Source organism: Paenibacillus sp. TAF43_2 (assembly GCF_052113545.1).
In the GTDB taxonomy this organism is placed as follows: domain Bacteria; phylum Bacillota; class Bacilli; order Paenibacillales; family Paenibacillaceae; genus Pristimantibacillus.
Genome location: NZ_JBFRDK010000366.1, coordinates 1 through 1585 on the forward strand (window position 1 = coordinate 1; position 1585 = coordinate 1585).

The following is a 1585-nucleotide window of genomic DNA, read 5'->3' on the forward strand; positions in this document are numbered from 1 at the left end:
CAAATATGCTTGAGGCTGTACGATTGACTAAGCCTGAAGCTAGATTTTATCAAGCATCCAGCAGTGAGATGTTTGGTAAAGTTGTAGAAACACCTCAAGTTGAAACGACACCTTTTTACCCGCGCAGTCCTTATGGCGTTGCTAAAGTATATGGGCACTGGATAACTGTAAATTATAGAGAAAGTTATGATATGTTTGCTTGTTCAGGGATTTTGTTTAATCATGAATCTCCTCGTCGCGGAGTCGAGTTTGTAACTAGAAAAGTAACAGAAGCCGTAGCGCGAATTAAACTGGGCTTACAAACAGAACTTCGGATGGGAAATCTCGATTCGAAACGGGACTGGGGCTTCGCAGGTGATTACGTTAAGGCTATGTGGCTGATGCTGCAACAAGATAAACCGGATGATTTCGTAATATCTACCGGTGAAACTCATACGGTAGAAGAACTTGTAGAAATCGCTTTTAGTCATGCTGATCTTAATTGGAGAGATTATGTTGTTATTGATCCTAGATTCGTACGTCCAGCAGAGGTTGATTTATTACTAGGGGATTGCACAAAAGCAAAACAACAGCTGGGCTGGAAATTGGAAGTTTCATTTGATCAATTAGTGAAGATGATGGTTGATAGTGATATGAAAAAGATTTCTCTCGCTAATCGTATTTAAGGAGTGTATCTATGAGAGCTTTAATTACAGGAGTGAGTGGTTTCGTAGGGTATTATCTAGCATTGAATTTATTAGCTAATGGGTATATAGTATGGGGCGGCACCAGAAAGGAATCGACAATTTCAATTGAAGGCTTACATATTATTGAAATAGATTTTTCTGATCATGAAAAACTTCGGCGAACATTAGAGGATATCAAGCCTGATGTTATATTTCATCTATCGGGGCAAAGTTCAGTTAGATATTCTTGGGATCGTGTTGAGGAAACCTTTCAATCTAATTTAATGGATACAATTGGTTTGTTTGAGGCAATTAAACATTCATCTTTAATAGATACTGTTAAGGTTGTTTCTATTGGTTCCTCAGAAGAATATGGAATGGTATCTCTATTGCCAATTACTGAAGAAACATCTGCAAACCCAATAAACCCATATGGCCTTTCGAAGTATTCTGTTAGTACATTAGCGCATTATTATAGTGAACATTTTGGTCTAAAGATCATACATGCAAGAGCATTTAATCATATAGGGCCGGGCCAAATGCTCGGCTTTGTTACCAGTGACTTTGCAAAACAAGTGGTTGATATAGAACTGGGTAAAGCAGATCCAATACTATATGTTGGAGATCTTAGTAGCAAACGTGACTTCACTGATGTAAGGGACATAGTAGAAGCATATCGCTTATTATTTGAGAAAGGAGTCTCAGGGCAAATATATAATGTTTGCTCTGGAGCTTGTACTTCAATCAGAGCTATTCTTGATCAATTAGTTAATATGTCCTCTAAGTTTATTGAAATAATCATTGACGAGAAGAAGTTAAGACCAAACGATGTTCCAGAATACTACGGATCTAACCAAAAAATAACAAAAGAAACAGGTTGGATACCAAGAATTCAATTAGAAACTAGCCTCTATGATATC

At 37.4% G+C, this 1585-nt stretch carries 2 protein-coding genes; both read left to right on the forward strand.

The annotated features are described in order from the left end of the window. A partial coding sequence (locus AB4Z17_RS33420; RefSeq protein ID WP_441964751.1) for a GDP-mannose 4,6-dehydratase occupies positions 1 to 665 on the forward strand: 665 nt, incomplete at its 5' end. Between the two features lie 11 nt (positions 666 to 676). Next, positions 677 to 1585 (forward strand): GDP-mannose 4,6-dehydratase (locus AB4Z17_RS33425; protein WP_441964752.1); only part of this gene is annotated, 909 nt, incomplete at its 3' end.